Here is a 21,217-nt window from a genome sequence, read left to right on the forward strand (position 1 = left end):
TCCCGTGACGCTGGTCCGCCGCTCCTCCGAGCACGGCATCACCACCCTCACCCTGGATTCGCCGCACAACCGCAACGCCCTGTCGGCCCGCCTGATCGCCGAACTGCTGGAGGGGCTGGCGGGGGCGGCGGAGGATGCGGGGACGCGTGCCGTGCTGCTCACCCATGCCGGCAACACCTTCTGTTCCGGTGCGGACTTGAAGGAAGGGGGTGTGGATCCCTCGCAGCTCGTACGGCTGATGCGTACGGTCGTGGAGCTTCCCAAACCCGTGGTGGCGCGGGTGGACGGGCATGTGCGCGCCGGAGGGCTGGGGCTGCTGGGGGCCTGCGATATCTCCGTGGCGGGGGAGGCCTCCTCCTTCGCCTTCACCGAGGCACGGCTGGGGCTTGCGCCCGCTGTGATATCCCTGCCGCTGCTCCCGCGTCTCGATGCGCGGGCGGCGGCTCGTTATTACCTGACCGGTGAGCGGTTCGGGGCGGCGGAGGCCGTACGGATCGGGCTGGTCACGGCGGGGGAGGAAGATCTGGGGCCGATTCTGGACGGGCTGCGGCGCGGGTCGCCGCAAGGGCTTGCCGAGTCCAAGGCCCTGGTCACGGCGGATGTGCGGCGGGCCTTCGAGCGCGATGCCGACGGATTGGTCGCGTTGTCCGCGCGCCTGTTCGCCTCCGCCGAGGCCCGCGAAGGCATGACCGCCTTCCTGGAGCGCCGGGAGCCGGAATGGGTGCGCTGAGCCTTCCCAAGCAGGACCGCAGCCGCGCCACCCGGCAGCGGCTGCTGGAGGCGGCCATCGCCTGCCTCGCCGAGCACGGCTGGGCCGGTTCGACCGTCTCCGTCGTCGCCGAGCGCGCGGGCGTCTCGCGGGGGGCCGCCCAGCACCACTTCCGCACCCGGGAAGACCTGTTCACGGCCGCGGTGGAGTACGTGGCCGAGCAGCGGTCGGCCGCCGTGCGCGGTCTGCTGCCCCAGGTGCAGCTGATCGTCGGCCCTGCCCGTACGTATCTGGCCGTCACCCAGCTCGTGGACCTCTGCACGGGCCCGCTGTTCCGCGCCGCCCTGCAGCTGTGGGTCGCCGCCGCGAACGACGCCGCGCTGCGTACCCGTGTCACCGAACTGGAGGCGCGGGTCGGCCGGGAGGTGCACCGGATGGCCCTGGAGCTCCTCGGCGCCGACGAAGCCCGCGCGGGCGTGCGGGAAACGGTCCAGGGCTTCCTCGACATGTGCCGGGGGATGGGTCTCGCGACCCTGCTCACCGACGACAGCGCCAGGCGCGACCGCGTGGTCCGGCACTGGACGGGCGTCCTCAGCGACCTGCTGTGAGGCCCCGCGGACCCGGGGAGGGGGAGGTGAGGACGCGCCGCGCCCTCACCACGCCGTGCGGCAGGCGTCAGCCCGCGAGCGCCGCGTTCCCCGTGATGTCCGCGAAGCCGTCGATCTCGCGCGGGTCGCGCGGGCCCGGGCCGATGTAGCGGGCGGAGGGGCGGACCAGGCGGCCCGTGCGCTTCTGCTCCAGGATGTGGGCGCTCCAGCCTGCCGTCCGGGCGCAGGTGAACATCGAGGTGAACATGTGCGCCGGGACCTCTGCGAAGTCCAGGACGATGGCCGCCCAGAACTCGACGTTCGTGGCGAGCACGCGGTCGGGGCGGCGGTTGTGCAGCTCTTCCAGGGCCGCCTTCTCCAGGGCCTCGGCGACCTCGTAGCGCGGTGCGGCCAGCTCGCGGGCCGTGCGGCGCAGGACGCGGGCACGGGGGTCCTCCGCGCGGTAGACGCGGTGGCCGAAGCCCATGAGGCGCTCGCCGCGGTCCAGGGCCTGCTTGACGTAGGCCGTGGCGTCGCCCGTGCGTTCGATCTCCTCGATCATGCCGAGGACGCGCGAGGGCGCACCGCCGTGCAGCGGGCCGGACATGGCGCCGACCGCGCCCGAGAGCGCCGCGGCCACGTCGGCGCCCGTCGAGGCGATGACGCGGGCGGTGAAGGTGGAGGCGTTCATGCCGTGCTCGGCGGCGGACGTCCAGTAGGCGTCGACGGCCTTGACGTGCTTGGGGTCCGGCTCGCCGCGCCAGCGCTTCATGAAGCGCTCGACCACGGTCTCCGCCTTGTCGATCTCGCGCTGCGGGACCATCGGCAGGCCCTGGCCGCGCGCCGACTGGGCGACGTAGGACAGGGCCATGACGGCGGCGCGGGCCAGATTGTCGCGGGCGGTGGCCTCGTCGATGTCGAGGAGGGGCTTCAGGCCCCACACGGGGGCGAGCATCGCGAGGGCGGACTGGACGTCGACGCGGATGTCCCCCGAGTGGACGGGGATCGGGAACGGCTCGGCGGGCGGCAGGCCGGGGTTGAACGAGCCGTCGACCAGCAGGCCCCAGACGTTGCCGAAGGAGACCTGGCCGACCAGGTCCTCGATGTCGACGCCTCGGTAGCGGAGGGAGCCGCCTTCCTTGTCGGGTTCGGCGATCTCCGTCTCGAACGCGACGACTCCTTCGAGTCCGGGTACGAAGTCGGACATCAGGCGGCTCCTCATGAAGTGTGCGACAGCCGGGGTGCCGGGCCCGGTCGGGCGCGGCTGCTCGGTGCGACTCGTGGTCCGTCACCGGTCAACCGGGTCATGCCCCGTGCGGCGGGTCTTCACCCGGTTCCGCGCCCGGCCCCCTGACGGGCGGGCTCGTTCCGGATTCCGGCCGGAAACGATAGCCGGTGATGTGCGGGTACCACAGCTTCCCGCCCTGCGATTTTGGGGGGTTCGCCACATGCGGCGAAAGGTGATGTCCGGCACAGTGGGGATTTTGCCCACGAGAGGGTTACGGAGGGCCGGTTGAGGGCAGGCTCACTTGCCGCCCCGGGGCCTTTCGCGGGCCTTTTGCTGACAAGATGGGCCGCGTGACCCACGCCGACGAGTTCCCCGCTCCCGAGTTCCACGGCGGCGCGCTGGACGCCGCCGCCATGCGTGAGCAGTACCGCTCCGAGGGCCTCCTGGAATCGGACCTCGCCCCCGATCCGTACGAGCAGTTCGCGATCTGGTTCGCGCAGGTGTTCGCGGCCGGGCTGCGGGAGCCCAACGCCATGGTGGTCTCCACGGTCGACGCCGAGGGCCGGCCCGGCTCGCGGACGGTCCTGCTCAAGGGCTACGACGAGCGCGGCTTCGTCTTCTACACCAACTACGGCTCGCGCAAGGCGGCCGACCTGGCGGGCAATCCGTACGTCTCGCTGCTCTTCCCCTGGCACCCGATCGGCCGTCAGGTCATCGTCGGCGGCCGGGCCGAGCGCGTGGACCCCTCGGAGACGGCCGTCTACTTCCACTCGCGGCCGCGCGGCTCGCAGCTGGGGGCCTGGGCGAGTGCGCAGTCGGCTGTCGTCGCCTCGCGTGAGGAGATCGACTCCGCCTACGAGCGGCTGCTGGCCCGCTATCCCGAAGGGGAGCCGGTGCCCGTGCCGACGGGCTGGGGCGGCTTTCGCGTGATCGCGGAGAGCGTGGAGTTCTGGCAGGGGCGGGAGAACCGGCTGCACGACCGGCTGCGGTACGTGCGGGAAGGGCAGGCCTGGCGGGTGGAGCGGCTCAGCCCGTAGGAACCGTCAGGACCCGTAAGGCGATAAGGCGACCAGGGCGGTAAAAGCAGACGATCCGTGGGCCGGTTACCGCCGCGCCTTGCGGAGCGGCGGTGCCGAGCGGACGACTCGGCGGCCCACGGATCGGGTGACTGCTTGGGATTGGCCGGCGCATCCCCTCAGCTGCAGCTGGGAGGCCCCGGCGTTGCGCTTGGCGCGACGGCGGGCGCTAGCCCGCAGTCACCTCACGCGTCCGGAATGAAACCATGTCCCGAACCACCTCCCTTCTCGTGTGCGCACCACCCTAGGAAGCGCGTGAGTGAGCGACAACCGAATTTCCGGTGGGCAACGATTTCCCCGAAGACGGTGTGGTGCCCATCACGGTCGAGTTGAATGACCCGTCGTGCAGGACATGCAGACGCGTCCAGCTGGGGGTACCTCGTGACCGCACCACACACGTCAGGCCCGGCCCGCCCGGCCGCCGCACCCGCTTCCGGGGAAGCCTCCGACAGCGACGACTCCGGCCTCCTCGCGGCGCTCCTCGACGGCATGGACACCGCGTTGTGCGCCTTCGACGCCGACGGCACGGTCACCCACTGGAACCGCGAGGCCGAACGGATACTGGGCTGGAGTGCGGCCGAGGCCGTCGGGCGGCAGGGCCTGGCCGGCTGGGCGGTGCGGCCCGCCGACGCCGCGGAGGTCGCGGCCCGGCTGGACGCCGCCATGGCGGCGCCCGGCCGTCACGTGCACGAGTTCGCGCTGCTCACCAAGGACGGCGGGCGGGTGCTGGTGCGCACCCAGCTGTCGGCCCTGCCGGGGACGGGCGACCGGCCCGCCGGGGTCTACTGCGCGTTCAGCGAAGTGCACACCCAGATCGACCTGGAGCGCTCCATCGCGCTCAGCGAGGCCCTCTTCGGGGACGCGTCCTGGGGCGTCGTGCTCGTCGACGCCGACCTGCGCCCGGCCCTCGCCAACGCCCACGCCGCGCGCGCCCTGCGCACCGGCCGCACCGCGCTCCTCGGCCGGCCGCTCGGCGAACTGCTCGACCAGGGCGTGGAGGAGGTCGAAGGAGCCCTCCAGCACGTCCTCGCGGCGGGCGCCCCGCCCGCCCCCACCGACCTGTGGGTGACCCTGCGCGACCAGGGCGGCGCCCCGCCCGAGCGCCGCTGCTGGCGCAGCGGCTTCCTGCGGCTGGCCTCGCCGCTCGCCGAGGAGCCGGTGCCGCTGGGGGTCGCCTGGCTGTTCCTCGACGTCACGGCCGCCCGGCTCACCGAACAGGACAGCGCCCGGCTGCGCTTCCGCGCCAGCCAGCTGCACCGGGCCGGACGGGCCGTCGCCGAGTGCGAGGACCCCATGGAAGCGGCCGCCCTCTACATGGACTTCGCCCTCGCGGGCTTCGCCGACCACGCCCTGATCGACCTGCTCCCCGAGCCGTGCCAGGCCCCCGAGCCCCCGCTCCGGCTCGTCAGAGCCACCGCCACGCCGGCCGGCACCCCGGGGCCCTGCCCGGCCATGGGCCGCGGCGGCCTGCCGGTGCCCTATCCGGACGGTCACCCCGCCCTGCAGGCCGTCGAGCGCTGCGGCTCGGTCCGCGCGGCCTCGGACTGCACCGAGACCTGGGCCACCGCACGCAAGTGGCCCGAGGGCACCGCGCACGCCCTCGCCACGGCCCTGCGCAGCCGGGGGCGGACGCTCGGCGTGGTGACGTTCCTGCGCGGCCCCTCGCGCCGCCCCTTCGACCGCTCGGATGCGACGTACGCGGAGGACATCGCGTGCCGGGTGGCGGCGTCGATCGACCTCGCGGGGCCGACGCCCTAGTGGGGGTGCCCCGATAGGGGCGCGGGGAACTGCGCGGACCGGCCACGGACGGCCCGCAGGTGACGTGGTCGCGCGCCGCCGCCGGAAGGCGGTCCGCGGAGGGCTACCGGTGCCGGAAGAAGATCCGGTCCCCGTACTCGCTCAGCACCCGCCCGTTCCACTCGTGCCCGCCGTCCACGTTGCCCGACCGCAGCATCGGCGGGTCGATGCCCCGGGCGGCCAGCTCGCCCGCGGCGGCCGCGACGACCGCCTGCATCAACGCGCTGGTGACGACTGTCGACGCCGGGGCGAAGGGGGCGGCGATGCCGTCCGCCGTGAGCTCCGCGTCCCCGGTGGCGATCTTGCTGTCGATGACGAGGTCGCAGTGGTCCTTCAGGAACGTGCCGGAGGAGTGGCGGGACCGGGTGTGCTCGGCGTAGGCGAGCGAGGTGACGCCGATGACGCGCACGCCCAGCGCGCGGGCGTTCATCGCCATCTCCACGGGCAGCGGGTTGCGCCCGGAGAGGGAGATGACGATCAGGACGTCGCCGGACTGCACGGGGCTCGTGTCCAGGACCGCGCCCGCCAGGCCGTTGACCCGCTCCAGGGCGCTGCCGAGCGTGGCCGGAACGACGTCGAGGCCGACGACGCCGGGGACGGCGAGGAGGTTGATCAGCGCCAGGCCGCCCGCGCGGTAGACGACGTCCTGGGCGGGGAGCGAGGAGTGGCCCGCGCCGAAGACGAAGAGCCGTCCGCCGTCCGCCACGGTGTCGGCGAGCAGGGACCCGGCGGCCGCGATGTGCTCGGCCTCCTCGTCGCGCACCCGCTGCAGCAGCCCGATCGCGGCGTCGAAGAACTGCCCGGCCAGCTTGTTCTCGCTCATCGCTGCGGGGCTCCTTAGATCGAGATCCGGTGGCGCGTACGGTCTGGCGTACGCTCGTGGCGCGGATCACGTTGCGGTCTGGACCAGGGCCCTGTCAATACGGCGGGCAGGCAGGGGCCGCGCGCGGCACCGTTGTCGGTGGTATGCGTCAGAATTGGGTCCAGGGGCCAGCGCACGACTTATCGAGGGGCACGCATGTCCGGACTGATCGACACCACGGAGATGTATCTCCGCACCATTCTCGAGCTGGAGGAGGAGGGTGTGGTCCCCATGCGTGCCCGCATCGCCGAACGGCTCGACCAGAGCGGGCCGACGGTCAGCCAGACCGTGGCCCGCATGGAGCGCGACGGCCTGGTGTCCGTCGCCGGTGACCGGCACCTGGAGCTCACCGAGGAGGGCCGCCGGCTGGCCACGCGCGTGATGCGCAAGCACCGCCTCGCCGAGTGCCTGCTGGTCGACGTGATCGGCCTGGAGTGGGAGCAGGTGCACGCCGAGGCCTGCCGCTGGGAGCACGTCATGAGCGAGGCGGTGGAGCGCCGCGTGCTGGAGCTGCTGCGCCACCCCACCGAGTCGCCGTACGGCAATCCCATCCCGGGCCTGGAGGAGCTGGGCGAGAAGGCCGAGCCGGACCCGCTGCTCAATGAGGACATGGTCAGCCTGATGGATCTGGACGCCGGGTCCGACGGCAAGACGGTCGTCGTACGCCGCATCGGCGAGCCGATCCAGACGGATGCCCAGCTGATGTATTCGCTGCGGCGCGCGGGCGTCCAGCCCGGCGCGGTGGTGAGCGTGACGGATTCGGCGGGCGGTGTGATCGTCGGCAGCAGCGGCGAGGCCACCGAGCTGGAGCCGGACATCGCGGCGCACGTCTTCGTCGCCAAGCGCTGAGGCCTTCCGCCCGGATCCCCGTTTCGCACCGTTTCGCCTGCGCCCCGCTGCGCGCGGCCGCCTCCGCGGCCGGCAGCGGGGCGTCGTGCTGCGCCGGGTCCCCATGCCGGTTCTTGTGCCGGTTCTTGTGCCGGTTCTCCGTGCCGCTTCCCCCTTTTGCTGGGTCAACTCCCTTGAATCTGGCTGGAGTCCGCGTAACCGACCCGCGGGCGGCCCGGCCGTGCCACGCTGGCGCTGGCGCGCATATGCGCGGCACGCCGCTGTCTCGGGGAGGGGGCCGCGATGAGGCCGGTGGGGCGTGACAAGGGCCCCGGCGCCCTTTCGGGCAGCCGGGGCCCTGCCTCCCCATATACCCCCGTGGCGACCCGGAGCCCCGAGCTCCCAGGGTCCGCCCCGCGGACCTTCTTCCCCGAGCGGTCCGCGCCCAGGTCGATTAATCCCCTGGGTGCCGCCGGTCAACCCTTCCCTGAGGTCACTCGAACGAGGGGTGTTGCGCGCGATGAGCATGCATTCGAATGTAAGTTCTATATCGTGGAGCTGCTCGGGGGAGAGTAGGGGGTGCCAGGTCTCATGGTTCGGCGTATCGACGTGAGTGGGAGCGGCGGAGTGCGGCTCGCGGCCTGGGAGTTCGCCGATCCGCCCAAGCGCCCCTGCCGGGAGGGGGCGGGCGGTCCCGGCCCCGGCGCCGTGCTGCTGCTCCACGGCCTGATGGGCCGCGCCGCGCACTGGGCGGAGACGGCCCGCTGGCTGTCCGGCCGCCACCGCGTGGTCGCCCTCGACCAGCGGGGTCACGGCCGCAGCGAGCGCCCCGCCGACGGCCCGTACACCCGCGATGCCTATATCGCCGACGCCCAGGCCGCCATCGAGGCCCTGGATCTCGCTCCCGCCGTCCTGATCGGCCACGCCATGGGTGCCCTCACCGCCTGGCAGCTCGCCGCCCGCCGCCCCGACCTCGTCCGGGCCCTGGTCATCTGCGACATGCGGGCCTCCGCCCTCGGGGCGGCCACGCAGCGGGAGTGGGGCGAGTGGTTCCGCTCCTGGCCGGTCCCCTTCGCCACGCTCGCGGACGTCCGCAAGTGGTTCGCCGAGGGCGACCCCACCCTGGAGCGCCCCCGCCCGGCCCGCGGGGACTACTACGCCGAGATCATGGCCGAGCGCGCCGACGGCTGGCGCCCGGCCTTCTCCCGCCGCCAGATGCTCCAGGCCCGCGAGACCTACGCCCACGACGCCCACTGGGAAGAGCTCGCCCTCGTTCAATGCCCCGCCCTCGTCGTCCGCGGCCCGGACGGCGAGCTGGGCCGCGCCGAGGCCCAGGAGATGGTCCGCGTCCTGCCCCGCGGCACCTACGCCGAGGTCCAGGACGCCGGCCACCTCGTCCACTACGACCAGCCGGAGGGCTGGAGGCAGGCGGTGGAGCCGTTCCTGGAGGCGGCGCTGCGGGCTTAGGCGGGGCGGGGGTGGGGTCGGGGCCTGCACATTAATTCAACAAGCGTTGACATATTCCGGGTGCGGGTGTGCACTGGCTGTACGGCCATATGTCCGTACAGGTCACATGGCCGTACAGGCCACTTGTCCTGACGAGCCACCCGAGGAGCCGTCATGTCCTCCCCGCTCTTCCCCCGGACCCCTTCCACGCCCGCCCCCGTGCCCGCCCCCGCCGACGTCATCGTCGTCGGCGCCGGCCCCACCGGGCTGCTGCTCGCCGGGGACCTCGCCGCCGCCGGTGTGCGGGTCACGGTCGTGGAGAAGAGGGCGCGGGAGTCGAACCTCACCCGGGCCTTCGCCGTTCACGCGCGCACGCTGGAGGCCTTCGACGCCCGCGGGATCGCCGAGCCGCTGCTGGCCACCGGGCCCTTCCTCGACACCCTCCGGATCTTCGGGCGCGGGAAGATCGACCTCTCCCGGCTGCCCAGCCGCTTCCCCGGCGTACTGATGACGCCGCAGTACGAGACGGAGCGGGTGCTGGAGGAGCGCGCCCTCAAGGCCGGGGCCGTGATGCGGCGCGGCGCCGAGGTCACCGGTCTGCGGCAGGACGCCGATGGGGTCGGAGTGGACCTTCGCACCGACGAGGGCGGCGGTGCCGAAACGCTGCGTGCCGCCTACGTCGTCGGCGCCGACGGCGTCCGCAGCGCCGTGCGCCGGGCGCTCGGGATGCCCTTCCCGGGGAAGTCCGTGCTGCGGTCCGTCATGCTCGCCGACGTACGGCTGGAGGCCGAGCCCGACGGGCTGCCGGCTTTCAACAGCGTCAACGGCAGCTTCGCCTTCCTCGTGCCCTTCGGCGACGGCTACTACCGGGCCATCGCCTGGCAGCGGGGCTCCGACCTGCCCGCCGGCGCCCCCGTCGACCTCGACGAGCTCAAGGCCGTCACCCGCGCCGCCTTCGGCACCGACTTCGGCATGTACGACGCGCGCTGGACCTCGCGCTTCCACAGCGACGAGCGGCAGGTGCCGCGCTACCGCGAGGGACGCGTCTTCCTCGCCGGCGACGCCGCCCACGTCCACTCGCCCGCCGGCGGGCTCGGCATGAACGCCGGGCTCCAGGACGCCGCCAACCTCGGCTGGAAGCTCGCCGCCGTCCTCCATGGCACGGCCCCCGACACCCTGCTCGACAGCTACCACGACGAACGCCATCCCGTAGGGCAGCAGGTGCTGCGCATCAGCGGCGCCCTCGTGCGCGCCGTGCTGCTCGCCTCGCCCGTCGCCCGCGGGCTGCGCGACGCCGTCGCCATGGCCGCGGCAGCCGTACCCTTCGCCACCGACCGCGGCGCGCTCATGATCTCCGGCATCGGCATCGACTACCCCGCGCCCCCCGGCGCCCACCCGCTGACCGGGCGCCGCGCCCCGGACCTGCCGCTCGCGGAGCGCCCGGGCGAGCCCTCCCGCCTGTACGAGGCGCTGCGCGCCGGGACGTACGTCCGCGTCCTGCCGCGCGGCGGGGGCGCACCGCCCCACGAGAAAGCGGGCGTCACCACGGTCACCCGTGCCGACGCCCGCACCACGACGCTCCTCGTACGGCCCGACGGTTACGTGGCCGAGGCCGCCGCCCTCGGCTGACCCCGCCCGCGTTCACGCCCGCCGCCGCGTTCCTCACCTGCGGCGGGCGTCCGCCGCATCCCGCCCGCAGGCGTACGCCAGGGCGCTCACCAGCTCCTCCGCATCCGGCAGCCAGCGGTTGGCGGCCGTGGGCTGGCGCGCCCACTGCACCGAACCGCGCGTGCCCATGCGGGTGGGCGGCGCGACCACGTAGTCGCCCTCGCCGCGCGCGATGAGATCCAGCGACGTGGGGTGCCAGCCCAGCTTCCGGGCGAGGTCGGCGACCTTCAGCGCCCCGCCGGGCAGGACGAAGAACTGCATCCGGCGGAACGGCGTGCACATGACCGGCCCCAGCTGGATGTCCATCCGCTCCATCCGGGCCAGCGCCAGGCAGCCCGCGGTCTCCGGGACGTCCAGCGCGTCGAACGTGCGGCCCGTCGGCAGCAGGACCGAAGCGGCGGGCTGCTTCTGCCACATGCGGCGGACGGCGACCGCGCTGCCGGTGGCCTGGGTGGCCCAGTCCGGGCGGTCCGGGTGTGCGCCGGGGGCGGGGCAGCCGGGATCACCGCACGAGCAGTGCTCCCGCCCCTCCTCCACCTGCAGCCACGTGCCGCCGAATACGTCCCAGTGCCGCTCCTCCGCATACCTGACAGCGGCGTCCAGCAGTTGCTCGCTGCGCTGTTGGGGGATGTGCGGGGCTCCTACTGCGATGGTCTCTTCCACGCCCATCACAACTCCCCTCGTCACGAGGGGTTACGGCTCAGGCTCACGCTTGTGGGCGGTGCCAGGACATGCACGTGGGGCGCACGGATGCATGTACGGGGGCGCAGACGCGGGTTGGCCCCCGAGGGTGGGTAGCCACCTCTGCGGCGACAGGGCGAGACCGTCATTGTCTGGCCAATGCCGCCTTTGCTGTCATTACCGTTAAGTCCGCATTCTCCGGACATTCAGGGGGCAAAGATCACAGGGGAAGACGCAGTCGTGAGCTGTCTCAGCTTCTCCGCATTCCGCGGCGGACGGCGCCGCGAACGCTTAGCAGTTTCAGGGGGTACAGCATGGCCGCACGGCCACTCGTGGCGCGGCAGCCGAACGAACGGCTGCAGGCGCTCATTCAGGAAGCCGCCTGTTCCAACGCCGGCCTCGCCCGGCGCGTCAATATGTGCGGCGCCGAGCACGGGCTCGACCTGCGCTACGACAAGACTTCCGTAGCGCGCTGGCTGCGTGGCCAGCAGCCGCGGGGGCGGGCCCCCGCCATCATCGCCGAGGCGCTGGGCCGCAAGCTCGGGCGCACCGTCACCATCGACGAGATCGGCATGGCGAACGGCAAGAACCTCGCCTCCGGTGTCGGCCTGCAGTTCTCGCCCACCGTGCTCGGCGCGATCGAGCAGGTGTGTGAGCTGTGGCGGAGCGACGTCGGCCGGCGGGACTTCCTCAGCGGGACGTCCGTCGCCTCGTCCGCGCTCGTCGAGCCGAGCCGCGACTGGCTCATCACCGGAGCCGATCCGCAGGTCGCGCGCAACGCCGGGGCGCGGGTGGGCCCGTCCGACGTCGATGCGGTGCGGGCGACCACCGAGGCGCTCGTCGAGCTCGATCACCGGTACGGCAGCGGGCACGTGCGGCCCGTCGTCGTGCACTATCTGAACAGCGTCGTCTCCGGGCTGCTCGCCGGTTCCTACCGGGAATCCGTGGGGCGCGAACTGTTCGCCGCCGTCGCACGGTTGACCGAGCTCGCCGGCTACATGGCCGTCGACACCGGCCAGCCCGGGCTCGCTCAGCGGTACTACATCCAGGCACTGCGTCTCGCCCAGGCTGCGGGGGACCGTGGGTACGGGGGGTATGTGCTGGCCGCCAGCATGAGTCACCTGGCGGCTTCGTTGGGGAACCCAAGGGAAATCGCCCAGTTGGCGAAAGCCGCACAGGAAGGAGCGCGGGGGCACGTCACACCGCGGGCCGAGGCCATGTTCTACGCGGCCGAAGCGCGCGGGCACGCCCTGCTCGGGGACGCGCGGTCGTGCCAGGGCGTCGCCGCCAAGGCCCTGGCCAAGCTCGAACAGGCCGGGGACCCGGCGCCGGACTCCGGCGACGACCCCGCCTGGATCCGGCACTTCGACCACGCCTACCTGGCCGACGAACTGGCGCACTGCCACCGTGACCTCGGGCAGGCCGAACAGGCCCGGCGGCACGCGGAGGACGCCATCGCCGGGCACGCGGAGGGACGGGTGCGCAGGCGCGCCATCGGGATGCTGCTGCTGGCCACGGCGCAGGTCCAGCAGCGGGACGTCGACGAGGCGTGTGCCACCGGGGTGCGGGCGCTGGACCTGCTGGGCACGCTGAGGTCGAACCGGGGCGCGGAGTACCTGGACGACTTCCAGCAGCGGCTCGCGCCGTACCGGGAGGAGCCGGTGGTTCGGGAATTCGGGGCTCGGCTGGAGGTGCAGGCGGCGTAGGGGCGCTGCGGGGCACCCTGCGGGGCCCTGCGCCCCGGATTTTCGCCCGGCGTGCGTTGTCGGGTGCCGGGCGGTGGGGGTGCCGGGTGGTGGGGGCTCCGAGGTGTTCCGGAATCGGATATTTACGGGCGGAACCGTCTGCCGCAGGCGTACCCGGAAGCCCGCCCACAAATATCCGGCAGCATTCCGGAACACCTCTGCGCCCCCACCGCCCTCCCGCCGGATCCGGCCGCATGGCCCCGCCGTGCGGTGACCCGGTAGCGTGGCCGCGCTATCGATAAGTTGCCGTACAGCTTGAGGAGTCCCGGTGACGCAGAGCGGACAGGGCAACGCGCCTCAGCCGTCCCCCGGCCGGCCCTGGGGCGAGCCGTGGGGGTCCGACGCGCAGCGCGCCCCCCTGCCGCCCGAGATGCCGCCGGGCACGCCGCCGGGCGCGTCTGCGCGCCCCGGTGACTCCGAGGCCACGCAGTACCTGCCGCCGGTCCTGGGCACCGGGCCCGCCCCGGCCGCCCCCGACTCCGCCTCCGAAGCCACCCAGTACTTGCCGCCGGTCGCCTCCGGGCCGCTTCCGGGCGCACCGCAGCCGCCGGCTCCGTATGCGCAGGGTGACACTCGGGGTGGTGTGCAGGGGGGTGCTCCCGGCGGGCCGTCCGCGGATTCCGCGACTCAGTACTTGCCGCCGGTCTCCGACACGGCCTCGGCGGCCACGCAGTACCTGCCGGTCGGCGGTGGCGCGTCCTCGGGTGGGGATGCTGCTGCGGCCACGCAGTATCTGCCGCCCGTGCCGGGTACCGCTCCTTCGGGCGGGGACGCGGCTGCGGCGGCTACGCAGTATCTGCCGCCTGTGCCGGGGGCCGGGTCCTCCGCCGGGGATGCCGCCACTCAGTATTTGCCGCCCGTCGGCGGTGGCGCGTCCTCGGGTGGGGACTCCGCCGCTGCGGCCACCCAGTACCTTCCGCCCGTGCCCGGGGCTGCGCCCTCCGGCGCAGATGCGGCTGCCGCAGCGACCCAGTATCTGCCGCCGGTCGGAGGGAACGTCTCCTCCGGCCCTGCCTCCGTCGCAGGCGCTCCGCCGCCCCTCGGCGGTCCGGCCCCGCAGGGGGAGCGGCCGCCGCCCTCCGAGTTCGACGGGCTGTTCCGCGCCTCCGCCGACGCCGCCGCCCGGCAGCCGGGCCGCGAGCCCGTGGCGTCCGGGCCGGGGCACATACCCCCGCCGCGTGCGCCGCACGCGGCTCCCCCGCACCCCGCCCCCGCCTCCCCGCCCTCCCGGCGGAAGCTGCCCACCGCGGCCATCGTCGGCATCGTCGTCGCCGGCTGCGCCGCCGCCGGGCTCGCCGCCGGTGCGCTGCTCAGTGGCGGGGACGACAAGAAGAGCGACACCCCGCAGAACACCGCGGTCAGCTCCGCCGCGCCCAGCAGCGCGCCCGAGGAGGACGGCGGGAAGAAGAAGGAGCCGTCGGCCGACCCCGCGGACCCGGCCGTCGCCCAGGCCAAGGCCCTGGACGCCCTGCTGAAGGACAGCAACAACAGCCGCGACGCCGTGATCAAGGCCGTCGACTCCACCCGTAACTGCAAGGACCTGGGCAAGTCCGCCTCCGACCTGCGTGACGCCGCCAAGCAGCGCGACAGCCTGGTGACCCGCCTCCAGAAGACCGCGATCGACAAGCTCCCCAACAGCGCCGAGCTCTCGGCCCAGCTGACCAAGGCCTGGCAGTCCTCCGCCTCCGCGGACACCCACTACGCGACGTGGGCGGACCAGGTGGGCGGCAAGCACGGGTGCGTCAAGGGTCACGCCCGCCCGTCCGGCGAGAGCGCCGCGGGCGACCGCGCGAGCGGTGACGCGACCGCCGCCAAGAAGTCGGCCGCGGACCTGTGGAACCCGATCGCGAAGAAGTACGGGCTGTCGCCGCACTCCTGGGCGCAGCTGTAGCGGACGGTCGCACGGCGCCGATTCCGGGGGCCGGGGCGGGTCGCTCGGGTGGGAACGTACGATCGATTGCTATGCAGGGTTCGGAGAAGTCTTCCCGCCGCGGCCGCCGCTCGACCACCATGGACGGCATGCCGCTCAATGACATGCCGTGGTGGCGCTGGCGTGCGCATGTGCGCTCGGCGCTGCACATGCTCTCGGACCCCGACTTCCAGCGCGAGCGCTGGCTCGCCGGCGACGCGGGATTCGGGGACGTGACCGACGCCGTCTACCGGCTGGTCGAGGACACCTGGCTGGACAACTGGTCGGCCGAGAAGTACATCGGGACGATCTTCCGGGACTCGGGCGAGGCCGCGCTCGTCGACCTGGCCGTGTTGCGGGTCCTGCGGATCATGCACCAGGTCGGGCCCGACGCGCCCGTCTCGGCGTATCTGGAGCACCACGGCTGGCCCGAGGCCGTACGGGCCGCGCGGGAGGCGCACGTACGGCTGGCGCTGAACGACGGGGACGAGCCGGAGGTGCCGCCGCGCCCGCTGGAGGTGCTGGAGCGGCTCACGCAGGTGCGCTGAGCCGGGCGGTCGAGCGGGGCCCCGCGGGTGTGCGAGGCTATTGGGCTATGAACGCCTCCCAGCCCCCTGCCGCCGAAGGGGCCCCTGCGCAGCCCGAGCAGTACGTCCTCACCCTCTCCTGCCCCGACAAGCAGGGCATCGTCCACGCGGTGTCCAGCTACCTCTTCATGACCGGGTGCAACATCGAGGACAGCCAGCAGTTCGGCGACCGCGACACCGGGCTCTTCTTCATGCGCGTCCACTTCGGTGCGGAGGCGCCCGTCACCCTGGAGAAGCTGCGGGCCAGCTTCGCCGCCATCGGTGACTCGTTCCACATGGACTGGCAGATCCACCGGGCGGACGAGAAGATGCGCATCGTCCTGATGGTGTCCAAGTTCGGCCACTGCCTGAACGACCTCCTCTTCCGCTCCCGGATCGGCGCCCTGCCGGTGGAGATCGCCGCCGTGGTCTCCAACCACACAGACTTCGCCGAGCTCGTCGGCTCCTACGGCGTCCCCTTCCACCACATTCCGGTCACGAAGGACAACAAGCCGGAGGCGGAGGCGAAGCTCCTGGAGCTCGTCCAGGCGGAGAACGTCGAGCTGGTCGTCCTCGCCCGCTATATGCAGGTCCTCTCGGACGATCTGTGCAAGGTGCTGTCCGGGAAGATCATCAACATCCACCACTCCTTCCTGCCGAGCTTCAAGGGCGCGAAGCCGTACCACCAGGCGCACGCCCGCGGCGTGAAGCTGATCGGCGCCACCGCGCACTACGTGACCGCGGACCTCGACGAAGGCCCGATCATCGAGCAGGAGGTCGAGCGCGTCGGCCACGAGGTCACCCCGGAGCAGCTCGTCGCCGTCGGGCGCGACGTGGAGTGCCAGGCGCTCGCGCGCGCGGTGAAGTGGCACAGCGAGCACCGGGTGCTCCTGAACGGGCGGCGCACGGTCGTCTTCGCGTAGCAGCGCAGAACCCGTAGAGCCTGCAGAACGGCTTGTGGCCCGCATCGAGGATGCGGGCCACAAGCCGTTCTGCAGGCTCTACATCCGCGACAGCGAAGCCGTCGCGTACAGGGCGTCCAGGATCGCCTCGCGATCCCCTGTGTGGCCCGCTGCGGCCTCTTCCGGGTGGACGTGGCCCGCGGCCAGGCGGCAGAACTCCAGGGCGTCCAGGGCCACGTGGGCGACCTCGTCCTCCGGGGCGGCCGTGGCCGCGGGGGAGTCGAGCGGGACGTACCAGTGGCCGCCGCCGCTGCCTTCGACCTCCAGGTGCAGCGTGCGGCCCGGGGCTCCCGCCGCGGTCAGGGCGCGCGGCGGCGGGGCGAGGCCTGCGCGGCGGCGGCCTGCGATGGCCGCCGGGAGCATGCGGGCCGTCAGGTCGACCAGGTCGTGGAGGTGGCCGGGCGAGGGCGGGCGGTAGGGGTAGTCGACGGCGTCGGCGATGTCCTCCGCGTGGATCCAGCACCCGAAGGCCCGGTCGAGGAACGCATCGCGCAGCGGGAGGGTGAACCGCCCGGACGGGACGGGAAGTTCCGCGGCGCCGCCGTCGGCGAACGACGCGCTCCGTATCAGCGCGTGCCCCTGCCGCCGCCACTCCGTCCGCACCGCGCCCTCCCCGCCCGCGGCGGCCTCGCCCTCCCCGCCCGCCGGCTCCGGGAGGCCCAGGGCCGTGGCGACGGCGCCGTCGGCGGCCGTGAGGTGGGCGATGACCGCGGCGACCGTCATATCGCGCTCCACGGCCCGCGATCCGTCGAACCACTGGAGCCGCACCGGCGCCTGCCACTCCGCCTCGCCGAAGTCGCGGAGGAGGGCGTCGAGCCGGGCGGTCTCGGCGTCGTAGGGGGCGACCCAGGAGGGCACGGGGACGCGGGCCGGGCGGCGGCCCAGGCAGGAGGCGAGCACGCGGGAGCGCAGCCGCGGGTCGAGGTCCAGATTGTCCTCCGGGTGCAGCAGGGCGACGGCCTCGCGCAGTCGTACGGCCTCGTCCGCGCAGGTGGCGCAGTCGGTCAGGTGTGCTTCCACGGCCGCGGTCTCCTCGGGGGAGCAGGCGGCCAGGGCCCAGGCGCCGAGCAGGGATTTGAGCACCTTGTGCGACATCGGGGCCGTTTCGCGGGCGATCGGGGTCGTCTCGGGGACGGAGGCGGAGGCGGAGGCGGGGGCGGCTTCCGGCCACCGGGCCCCGTCCTCCGCCGCCGTCCGCGGCAGCGGTATGCGCGGCGGCCGCGGCGGACCGGAAGCGCCGTTTCCGTCTTGACGGCCTGGCCCTCCCCGGCCGAATTCCTCGCTCACAGTGCCCCTCCGTGCGCCGGCGGCGTGACGACGCGCGGTCCGGGGTGCGCGGTGGAGAGCAGCTGCAGGCCCAGGCGCAGCCGGCGGCGCGCCTCGTCCTCCGTGACGCCGAGGTGGGCGGCGGCCCGGCGGTAGTCGAGACGGCGCAGGTAGGCGAGGTCGAGGGCGGCGCGCAGCGGGGCCGGCATGGAGGTGACGATGTAGTCGGCGCGGGCGGCGGCGGAGGCCGCGCGGACCTTCTCCTCGATCTCGTCGGGCGTGGCCGCGCCGTCGCTCTGCGACTGCCGCAGCCGCTCCACGGCCTGACGGTGGGTGAGCCCGGCGATCCAGGAGCGCAGCGAGCCCTCCCGGGGGTCGAACTCGCCGGGGTGCTCCCAGACATGGCCGAAAACCTCGCGCGTGACGCGGTCCGCTCCGGCCTCGTCCCCGAGGACGCGGTGGGCGAGGGTGTGCACGAGGGAGGCGAAGCGGTCGTAGAGCTCGCCGAGGGCGGCCGCCTCACCGTGCGCGAGCCGCTGCTGCATCTTGCGGTCCCACCGGGGTGGTGCGTCGGTCGCAATGTCTGCCCCTCCGTCCGTCGTCCCTCGCGCAGGTGTGCGTCGCACTCATGACCGGTGCTCGCGACGCGCAGCGCTTGTGCCCACGGTCACATACTCCTCGAATGTAGTGGCCGGGTCCGACAGTCAGGCCGTCTTTGCGGGGAACATCGTGAAGATCGCCCCGCCTGGCGGCCCCGGATGGTATTGACCCGGTCACTTTCCGCACATCTGGCCGATCGTTACGGATCGTACGTGCGCGAATGTGCCGATGTGTTATGCGGGTGTGACCGGAACTTTGGGGATTAAGGGTTCGAGCTGGGCATAGGCTCGTTGGGGGCCGGTGCTGCACATCCGGTCCCACCGGCGTTTCACGTGGGAGAGACGGGGGAGACGCCGGGCAGCCACGGCTGCGGAAAGGTCCGTTCCGGGGAGCGAGAGACCGAGCGAAGGGGCTTCGAGCGCGTGACGTTGAAGGTGAAGGACGCCGAGCGCGGGGACTGGGCCGTCCTCCGCGTCTCCGGCGAGATGGACCTGGTGACGTCGCCGGTGGTCCGGCAACGCGTGCACGACGCGGTCGCCGACGGACGGCGCAGCCTCGTGCTGGACCTGGCCGAGGTGCGCTTCTGCGACTCCAGCGGCGTCGGCGTGCTGATCGCCGCCCGCCGTCTGATGCGCTCCTGTCAGGGGCGGCTGAGACTCATCCTGCCCCCGCAGGGCGGCGCGGCGGACGGCTCCCACGTCAACAGGGTGCTCGGCGCACTCGGGGTGCGCCGCCTCTTCGAGATCTATCCGGATCTGGCCACGGCCACCCACGAGGGCCGCGACGCCAGCGGCGAGCCCCTCCCCGCGCAGTCCGCCTAGCCCCGGCCGCCTAGCCCCGGCCGCCTGGCCCCGGCCGCCTGGCCCCGGCCGCCTGGCCCCGGCCGCCTGGCCTCGGGGGCGACTCCCGCAAGGAAGTCCTCCCGCCTCACCCCTACCCTCGCGCGGAAACCCGCCTACCCCTCGCGCGGAAACCCGGCCCGTACGACGAAGCCGCCCTCCCGCGTCGCATGCGCCTCCAGCGTTCCGCCCAGGCTCTGCGCCCGCTCGCGCAGCCCCACCAGACCGTGCCCGCCGCCGGGCAGCCCGGGCGCCGGTACGGCCGCGTCCGGCGGCCCGTTGCGGATCTCCACCAGCAGCCTCTCCGCGGCGTCCTCCGCCACCCGCACCCGTACGTGCGCGCCCGGTGCGTGCTTACGGGCGTTGGTCAGCGCTTCCTGCACCGTACGGAACGCCGCCCGCTCGACGGCCTCGGAGCGCGCGGCCTGCGCGTCGCACGTGTTCTCGTACGTCACGTCGAGCGCGCTCAGCTCGATCAGCCGCGGCAGGTCCGCGAGGCGGGGCTGCGGGGTGAGCTCCTCGGTGTCGGCGCCGGCGGCGCGCAGGATGCCGACCATGTGCCTCAGCTCCTCCAGCGTGCGCACGGACAGCTCGCGGATCTTGCGGGCGCCGTCGCGCGCCTGTGCGTCCCCCGTGCTGATCTGCACGGCGCCGGCCTGCAGGCTGATCAGGCTGACCTGGTGGGCGACGACGTCGTGCATCTCGCGGGCGAGCCGGGCGCGCTCGGTGGCGAGGACCTGGTCGGCGAGCAGCCGGTCCTCGCGGGCCCGGCTGCGCGTCAGCTCGTCCAGCCGGGAGGCGAGCTCGCGCCGGGTGCGGGTGAGCAGGCCGAGCGCTACGGGCGTGGCGGCGGTGACGCACGCGTCGACCATCTGCAGTGCCGTCTCGCGCCGGTCCGCGAAGGACAGCCGCGAGAGGGGATACGGCAGGAAGTGCGCGACGGCCAGCAGCGCGGCCGCCCCGACGAGCAGCCGCCGGTCGGGGCGCAGCGTCGCCACGGTGTACAGCGCGATCATCGGGGCGAACCAGATGTAGCCGATGTAGATGCCGGGCAGCGTCACCGCGAAGACGGTGAGCGGGAAGCGCCTGCGCCACAGCAGGGCGACGGCGGCCAGGAGCGACACCCCGAGGTCCAGGCCGAGCCCCGGCCCGTTGACCAGCACCGCGTCCAGCGCGGCGATCAGCACGGGCACCACCAGCAGGACGGCGACGCGCACCCGCGGGGGGAGCCGGGTGCCGAGCCGGAGACCGGCGGGGGCGGTCATGCGGCCCCGCCCGGCGGCCCGGCGCTCTGGGCCCGGCCCGCCTCCTCGCCCTGCGGCCGGTGCTTGCCCTGCGCGGTGACGAGCCCGGCCCGGTCGGCGACGATCGCGGCCTGGACGCGGTTCAGGCCGCCGAGCTTGCCGAGCACGGCGCGGACGTGGTCCTTGACCGTGCTGGGCGCGAGCCCCATGCGCTCGGCGATCTGCGGGTTGGCCAGCCCCGCGCCCAGGTGCGCGAGCACCTCCCGCTCGCGCGGGGTGAGCGCCGCCACCGCCTCGGCGGCCGTCGTCTCCGCCTCGGACGCGAGATAGCCGCCGATGACCGCGCGGGTCACGCCGGGGTCGAGGACGCTGCCGCCCGCCGCGAGGGTCCGTACCGCCTGGACGAGCTGCTCGGGGTCGGTGTCCTTGAGGAGGAAGCCGGTCGCGCCGCTGCGCAGGGCCGCCGCCAGGTACTCATTGGCGTCGAAGGTCGTGAGCATGGCGACGGCGGGCGGGTGCGGGGCGTCGCGCAGCGCGCGCAGGACGGTCAGCCCGTCGACATCCGGCATCCGGATGTCGAGCAGGACGACGTCGGGTGCGCAGGCGCGCACGGTCGCGACGGCATCGCCGCCGCCGCAGTCGGCGACCACCTCGATGTCGGGGGCCGTGCCCAGGATCATCCGCAGCCCGGACCGGACGAGCTGCTCGTCGTCCACCACCGCAACACGGATCACCTGCGGTTACCTCTTCCACGCCCACTGCCCGGTCTCATGCCGCTCGCTCTCTGCTCGTCCGCTTCGTGCGCTTCGTGTGCGTCGTCCGCGTCACCTGCGCCGTCCGCGTCGTCCGTGCTTGTTCCACGACCGGCTAGAGCCGGTTCTTCCTGCTCCGGTTCCGGCCACGGCCGGGCTCCGGTTTCCGGTCACGCCCCCAGCCTGCCGCACGGCTCCGACAACGATGACCGAAAACGGAGCGTGGCGTTCCGACCAGTCCGTCACTGCTCGTCCCTTGATCGCCCTTCGATCGTCCCCTGCTCGTCCCCTGATCGTCCCCCCGATGGGCGGAGGGACCCCCTCCGATCGGCGGGGGCAGCCCTGGACCCACGGGGGATTCCGCCCGGGGTGTGTCGGCGGGCAGAGTGCTGTTCGTACTGCAGCATGCCGGGACTGACCTACCGGCAGTGAGGTGCTGCAGTACACGGCCG

At 73.5% G+C, this 21,217-nt stretch carries 19 protein-coding genes; 12 read left to right on the top strand and 7 right to left on the bottom strand.

The window, feature by feature from the left end:
• Positions 1-4 precede the first annotated feature (4 nt).
• Complete coding sequence (locus IE241_RS16105; RefSeq protein ID WP_190022416.1) at positions 5-730, top strand: enoyl-CoA hydratase family protein; 726 nt, start codon at positions 5-7, stop codon at positions 728-730.
• The gene (locus IE241_RS16110; protein ID WP_190022417.1) at positions 718-1,317 is read left to right on the top strand and encodes a TetR/AcrR family transcriptional regulator; all 600 of its coding nucleotides are present in this window, start codon (positions 718-720) and stop codon (positions 1,315-1,317) included. The genes IE241_RS16105 and IE241_RS16110 overlap by 13 nt, the downstream gene beginning before the upstream one ends.
• 67 nt (positions 1,318-1,384) lie before the next feature.
• On the opposite strand, the gene IE241_RS16115 is transcribed toward IE241_RS16110, so the two are convergent.
• Positions 1,385-2,503, bottom strand: coding sequence for a citrate synthase 2 (locus tag IE241_RS16115; RefSeq protein ID WP_190022418.1), 1,119 nt, complete (start codon positions 2,501-2,503; stop codon positions 1,385-1,387).
• Positions 2,504-2,865: 362 nt separating this feature from the next.
• Here IE241_RS16115 and pdxH point away from each other — a divergent pair, with 362 nt between their 5' ends.
• Positions 2,866-3,561, top strand: a complete 696-nt coding sequence (pdxH, locus tag IE241_RS16120; RefSeq protein WP_373300684.1) for a pyridoxamine 5'-phosphate oxidase — start codon at positions 2,866-2,868, stop codon at positions 3,559-3,561.
• 420 nt (positions 3,562-3,981) lie between these two features.
• Positions 3,982-5,358 (top strand): PAS domain-containing protein, encoded by a 1,377-nt coding sequence (locus IE241_RS16125; RefSeq protein WP_229899320.1) that lies wholly within the window; start codon positions 3,982-3,984, stop codon positions 5,356-5,358.
• Between the two features lie 103 nt (positions 5,359-5,461).
• Here the strand turns inward: IE241_RS16125 and IE241_RS16130 are convergent, their stop codons facing one another.
• A complete protein-coding gene (locus tag IE241_RS16130; protein ID WP_190022420.1) occupies positions 5,462-6,220 on the bottom strand; it encodes an SIS domain-containing protein in 759 nt (252 codons plus the stop codon).
• A 195-nt stretch (positions 6,221-6,415) separates the two neighbouring features.
• Between IE241_RS16130 and IE241_RS16135 the strand changes: the two genes are divergently transcribed.
• The 3 genes from IE241_RS16135 to IE241_RS16145 all read left to right on the top strand — a co-directional run bounded on the left by IE241_RS16135 (position 6,416) and on the right by IE241_RS16145 (position 10,162).
• Positions 6,416-7,108 (top strand): iron-dependent transcriptional repressor DtxR, encoded by a 693-nt coding sequence (locus tag IE241_RS16135; RefSeq protein WP_030369085.1) that lies wholly within the window; start codon positions 6,416-6,418, stop codon positions 7,106-7,108.
• Positions 7,109-7,678: 570 nt separating this feature from the next.
• Complete coding sequence (locus tag IE241_RS16140; protein WP_190022421.1) at positions 7,679-8,554, top strand: alpha/beta fold hydrolase; 876 nt, start codon at positions 7,679-7,681, stop codon at positions 8,552-8,554.
• A 153-nt stretch (positions 8,555-8,707) separates the two neighbouring features.
• Positions 8,708-10,162 carry an FAD-dependent monooxygenase gene (locus IE241_RS16145; protein WP_190022422.1) on the top strand — a complete coding sequence of 485 codons (1,455 nt, stop codon included), beginning with the start codon at positions 8,708-8,710 and terminating at the stop codon, positions 10,160-10,162.
• Positions 10,163-10,195: 33 nt separating this feature from the next.
• Here IE241_RS16145 and IE241_RS16150 read toward each other — a convergent pair whose 3' ends face one another.
• Positions 10,196-10,870 (bottom strand): bifunctional DNA primase/polymerase, encoded by a 675-nt coding sequence (locus tag IE241_RS16150; RefSeq protein WP_179082226.1) that lies wholly within the window; start codon positions 10,868-10,870, stop codon positions 10,196-10,198.
• Between the two features lie 326 nt (positions 10,871-11,196).
• On the opposite strand from IE241_RS16150, the gene IE241_RS16155 reads away from it, so the two are divergent.
• The 4 genes from IE241_RS16155 to purU all read left to right on the top strand — a co-directional run bounded on the left by IE241_RS16155 (position 11,197) and on the right by purU (position 16,025).
• Positions 11,197-12,588 carry an NsdA family TPR-like regulatory protein gene (locus IE241_RS16155; protein ID WP_190022423.1) on the top strand — a complete coding sequence of 464 codons (1,392 nt, stop codon included), beginning with the start codon at positions 11,197-11,199 and terminating at the stop codon, positions 12,586-12,588.
• Between the two features lie 961 nt (positions 12,589-13,549).
• Positions 13,550-14,518, top strand: a complete 969-nt coding sequence (locus IE241_RS16160) for a hypothetical protein (protein WP_190022424.1) — start codon at positions 13,550-13,552, stop codon at positions 14,516-14,518.
• Between the two features lie 65 nt (positions 14,519-14,583).
• Positions 14,584-15,084 carry an SCO4402 family protein gene (locus IE241_RS16165; protein WP_190022586.1) on the top strand — a complete coding sequence of 167 codons (501 nt, stop codon included), beginning with the start codon at positions 14,584-14,586 and terminating at the stop codon, positions 15,082-15,084.
• A gap of 47 nt (positions 15,085-15,131) precedes the next feature.
• Complete coding sequence (gene purU, locus IE241_RS16170; RefSeq protein ID WP_190022425.1) at positions 15,132-16,025, top strand: formyltetrahydrofolate deformylase; 894 nt, start codon at positions 15,132-15,134, stop codon at positions 16,023-16,025.
• A 78-nt stretch (positions 16,026-16,103) separates the two neighbouring features.
• Here purU and IE241_RS16175 read toward each other — a convergent pair whose 3' ends face one another.
• Entirely contained in the window at positions 16,104-17,351 is a 1,248-nt protein-coding gene (locus IE241_RS16175; RefSeq protein WP_229899321.1) for a zf-HC2 domain-containing protein, read from the bottom strand.
• The gene (locus IE241_RS16180; RefSeq protein ID WP_190022426.1) at positions 17,348-17,875 is read right to left on the bottom strand and encodes a sigma-70 family RNA polymerase sigma factor; all 528 of its coding nucleotides are present in this window, start codon (positions 17,873-17,875) and stop codon (positions 17,348-17,350) included. Before IE241_RS16180 ends, IE241_RS16175 begins: the two co-directional genes overlap by 4 nt.
• Before the next feature lie 477 nt (positions 17,876-18,352).
• Between IE241_RS16180 and IE241_RS16185 the strand changes: the two genes are divergently transcribed.
• Positions 18,353-18,751, top strand: coding sequence for an STAS domain-containing protein (locus IE241_RS16185; protein ID WP_190022427.1), 399 nt, complete (start codon positions 18,353-18,355; stop codon positions 18,749-18,751).
• Positions 18,752-18,885: 134 nt separating this feature from the next.
• Here IE241_RS16185 and IE241_RS16190 read toward each other — a convergent pair whose 3' ends face one another.
• Positions 18,886-20,034: a sensor histidine kinase gene (locus tag IE241_RS16190; RefSeq protein WP_190022428.1), complete on the bottom strand. Its 1,149-nt coding sequence runs from the start codon at positions 20,032-20,034 to the stop codon at positions 18,886-18,888.
• Positions 20,031-20,747 (bottom strand): response regulator, encoded by a 717-nt coding sequence (locus IE241_RS16195; RefSeq protein WP_190022429.1) that lies wholly within the window; start codon positions 20,745-20,747, stop codon positions 20,031-20,033. Before IE241_RS16195 ends, IE241_RS16190 begins: the two co-directional genes overlap by 4 nt.
• Between the last annotated feature and the right edge of the window lie 470 nt (positions 20,748-21,217).

The sequence above is a fragment of the Streptomyces hiroshimensis genome (assembly GCF_014650335.1).
Classification (GTDB): domain Bacteria; phylum Actinomycetota; class Actinomycetes; order Streptomycetales; family Streptomycetaceae; genus Streptomyces; species Streptomyces hiroshimensis.